This is a genomic window from Candidatus Benthicola sp., assembly GCF_058719085.1.
In genome coordinates, this window is sequence record NZ_JBZQEK010000168.1 from 1 (window position 1) to 3582 (window position 3582).

The following is a 3582-nucleotide window of genomic DNA, read 5'->3' on the forward strand; positions in this document are numbered from 1 at the left end:
GCTCTGCTCGATGTCACGGATCCCGAACCCCTTCCGGCCGGCCATCCCCTGTGGGACCGGGACGACGTCTTCATCACGCCACACACGGCCGGCCGCGCGGAACTGTCGGCGGAACGTCGTTTCGCCCTCATCGTAGAGAACATGCGGCGATTCGGGCGCGGTGAGCCGCTGCTGAACGTCGTCGACAAGGCGGCAGGGTACTAGCACCCGGCTGATCCGCCAGGCCCGTACACCGGACCGGTCGGCCCGACGGGGCATGCTTTCTGCTCCGTACGACATTCGGCGCATTCGCCCGAGTCGCGGGTGGCCCCGGTCTGGAGAGACCAAACGTGGTTCAGCTGAGTACGGACAGCCGCTTTCTCATCGTGCGCCACGGTCCCGGTCGAGGCCGCCTGCAGCCGTACATCCAGCCGTGTTTCGACGCGCTGCGTGAGAAGAACCCCATCCTTCGGGATCGACTGGCCTTCTACCAGACCGGCGACGCCCTCCCGAGTCTCGAAGGCGTGATCGGAGTCCTTTTCCTGCTCGCCGATCCTCTCGACTCCCTGTATCCGGAGTGTTCTGCCGAGGCCTCATCGATCGCCGACAGAGCGAATGAGATGGGCATCCCCCTCTACAATCCACCGGCGCTGCTCAGCGCGCACTGCAAGAGCCGAACGGCCTCCGTGCTCGGAGCGCACGGCATCGACTGCCCACCCGCGTACGACTACCGGGATCTGGACGAACTTCGGAGCCTCCTGCAGACCCACGAGCTGCCGGTAATCCTCAGGGCGAATTCGGACCATGCGCAGGTGGATGCACGCGTCCTCGTCGGGCCCCGTGACGTGGAGGGTCTCGAGGACGGGCCGATTCCCTACCCGGGTGTCCTGTCGCCCATGGTGGACGTGCAAAGCGGAAGGAAGCGACATGGCCCGTGGGATCCGTTTCACAAGTGGGTGCACCGGTATCGGGCGTTCGTGTTCGGTGATGTCTGCATGCCCGGTCACCTGCACTTCTCCTCGTCGCAGGTCGTGGGAGGCCACGATGTGGTCTGGGACCTGATGGACGAGCGGAGCCGACGGATCCGCGCCCGGCTCGGGTCGGGTCACCTGAACGGCCTCCTGCAACGTGGCATTCGGATGAATCCCTGGTACCGCGCGGCTCGAGCGGCGGACGTCGCGTTCAGGAGCCAGGACCCACCCGACGCTCCCCTGTTCATGCGGGCGGCGCGTGTCCTCGGCTATGACTTCGTGGCCTTCGACTACGGAGTGTATCCTGACGGACGACCGGTCATCTTCGAGGCCAACCCGTACCCGTTCATCAACTCGATGCCGGGCGGCCTCCTCTGGCGCGAGCGCGGGCTCGACGAGTACACGGAGCGGATGTACGACGCGATCGGCCGCTATCTGGCTTCTCGAGTCGTGTAACCGTCGGCCATCAGATCAGGGCGCTGCAAGCCAGCTCCGTCACACTTCCCAATCCCTGGCCCGCGATGAAGACTACTTCCACCGGGTCGCCGAACGGTCCATCCAGTCTCATCACAGCGTGACCGATGTTGATCTCATCGCGACCCGGTGTTCCAGACGCAGAGGAGCGTCCCGTGACCGTGACGTAGCACTCCGACTCGTCGCAGTACCAGCGGTCGGGACCCACGTCCCGGTACACGTACGTGGCTCCATCGTACGTATACGTGAAGACCAGATGAAACACGTCCAGCTCCCAATTGTGGTCGCCCTTCTTGGCCATGAACTGTCCCCAGCCGACCAGCTGCACATCAACGATCTGGCCGCCAGTGCACGCCTCCGACCAACCCTCATCAACCTCCCATACCCACTTGTTGGGGTTGCTGACCGGAACGAACATTGGACCCGTAACGGCATCTTCGGCATCAGGCGCCAACGGCTGCTGATCGCAGCCAGTGGCCATGCTTACCGAGAAGATCAGAGCGAGCGGGATTTGCCAGCGCACAGGACACCTCCTTACGTGGACAGGTCAATCAGCCGGGAGGGAGGGTCCGACTTCTGGCTGTGATGGAGCCGCTCTATGAGCGTGGGGGCGCGTGGGAGTCAAAGATAAGCTAGCGCTTACAGGGGTGCCGTCAACTGTGGTGCGGGCGCACCAGACGTGGCTCGTCGGCAGTGGAGCGGAGGGGAAGGGATTCGAACCCTTAAGTCCTTTCGGACGCCGGTTTTCAAGACCGGTGCATTAGCCGTTCTGCCACCCCTCCGAAACGCGCCGGATCCCCCTACTCGGTGGACCCGGACGCGCAGCGCCAAGATAGACCGATGAAACATGTGCCGCGAGCATGCCGTATCATGGAATGAACGCGGGCCGGGGCACGGCCTGGTCCGGACCGATCAACCGGGGAGTGAACGTTGAGAAAAGTGCTGCTGCTGGTGGGACTGGAAGTCGCCCGTAGGGTGCTGAAGCGAGTGCTTCGGGTCTGAGCCGGATTGACCACGCCTTCGGGCAAGCCGGAATCAGCTCTCGATCTTGACCTCGACGTCCAGCATGATGTCCATCCGCAGCGTGTGAAATACGCTGCAGTACTTTTCGAGCGACAGGTCCACCGCGCGCTCCGCCTTCTTCTGATCCACCGGTCCCTTGATCCGAAACCGGAACTCGAGCCGCTTCACGTGGCGCGGAGGCTCCTCGCGACGGGTCGCCTCGACTTCGACCGCCATTCCCTGCACTTCCTGCCGCGACTTCCTCAGGATGTCCACCACGTCGATCGCCGCGCACGCCCCCACCGACTCGAGGAGCAGGTCGACCGGCGTCGTTCCGGCCTCGGCGTTCCCGTCGACGTGGGTCACGGATCCGCCCCGGGCGGTCGCGTCGAATCGAAAGTCGCCCTTCCACACCAACTGAATCGTCTGGCTCATGTCTTCCCGGTATCAGAACGGCTGCATGAGACGTGTCCGGTTGCCTCGCTCTCAGCGCGACCGGATACTCCGTTTGGCGCGCGGAACATAGGCCTCCCGCGTGGCTCGATACAAGGCCTTTCGCACGAAAACACAGGAAGACCAGGATGAAGTCACACACCCGACACCTGACCATGAACGTGCCTGCGAGAATGGACTTCGTGAACATCACGTCGGAGGTGGAAGCCGAGGTCCGCGCCAGCGGAGTTCAGGAGGGGCTCTGTCTGGTAAACGCGATGCACATCACGGCCAGCGTGTTCATCAACGACGACGAGCCCGGGCTGCATCGAGACTACAGGAAGTGGCTCGAGGAACTCGCCCCGTTCGACGCCAGTCCCGAGCGCTATCACCACAACCGCACGGGCGAGGACAACGCGGACGCCCACCACAAGAGACAGATCATGGGCCGGGAGGTCGTGGTGGCCATCACCGGAGGCCGCCTCGATTTCGGACCGTGGGAGAGGATCTTCTACGGCGAGTTCGACGGCCGGAGACCGAAGCGCGTCCTGATTAAGATCATCGGGGAGTGAGTCGTCCCCGGACCTCCGGGCTTCCCCCCGGTCGCGTCCCGTCTGCCGGCTCGGACGGATCGGGACTTTGCGCCCCGGCGCACAGGTGGCATCTTGTGCGACGACCACGACCCGGCCCGCGGGCGCAGCCCGGTTGGCCGTGCGGACTCAAC

The 3582-nt window shown here is 64.2% G+C and carries 5 protein-coding genes and 1 tRNA gene; 3 read left to right on the forward strand and 3 right to left on the reverse strand.

Annotated elements, in window-relative coordinates:
* Positions 1–204: NAD(P)-dependent oxidoreductase (locus AC36XV_RS12280; protein WP_492203975.1), on the forward strand; the 204-nt coding region annotated here is incomplete at its 5' end.
* A gap of 125 nt (positions 205–329) precedes the next feature.
* Positions 330–1406 (forward strand): ATP-grasp domain-containing protein, encoded by a 1077-nt coding sequence (locus AC36XV_RS12285; protein WP_492203976.1) that lies wholly within the window; start codon positions 330–332, stop codon positions 1404–1406.
* Positions 1407–1416: 10 nt separating this feature from the next.
* Here AC36XV_RS12285 and AC36XV_RS12290 read toward each other — a convergent pair whose 3' ends face one another.
* The 3 genes from AC36XV_RS12290 to AC36XV_RS12300 form a co-directional block, all read right to left on the reverse strand.
* A complete protein-coding gene (locus AC36XV_RS12290; RefSeq protein WP_492203977.1) occupies positions 1417–1842 on the reverse strand; it encodes a hypothetical protein in 426 nt (141 codons plus the stop codon).
* Positions 1843–2123: 281 nt separating this feature from the next.
* Positions 2124–2206 (reverse strand) — tRNA-Ser (locus tag AC36XV_RS12295).
* A gap of 253 nt (positions 2207–2459) precedes the next feature.
* Positions 2460–2861, reverse strand: a complete 402-nt coding sequence (locus tag AC36XV_RS12300; protein ID WP_492203978.1) for an OsmC family protein — start codon at positions 2859–2861, stop codon at positions 2460–2462.
* Between the two features lie 146 nt (positions 2862–3007).
* Here AC36XV_RS12300 and AC36XV_RS12305 point away from each other — a divergent pair, with 146 nt between their 5' ends.
* Positions 3008–3430, forward strand: a complete 423-nt coding sequence (locus AC36XV_RS12305; protein ID WP_492203979.1) for a secondary thiamine-phosphate synthase enzyme YjbQ — start codon at positions 3008–3010, stop codon at positions 3428–3430.
* Positions 3431–3582: the final 152 nt, after the last annotated feature.

Bases quoted from the DNA above. Each gene is read 5' to 3' on its own strand.
- AC36XV_RS12290 (WP_492203977.1), bottom strand. From the start codon at position 1,842: ATGTTCGTTCCGGTCAGCAACCCCAACAAGTGGGTATGGGAGGTTGAT.
- AC36XV_RS12300 (WP_492203978.1), bottom strand. From the start codon at position 2,861: ATGAGCCAGACGATTCAGTTGGTGTGGAAGGGCGACTTTCGATTCGAC.
- AC36XV_RS12305 (WP_492203979.1), top strand. From the start codon at position 3,008: ATGAAGTCACACACCCGACACCTGACCATGAACGTGCCTGCGAGAATG.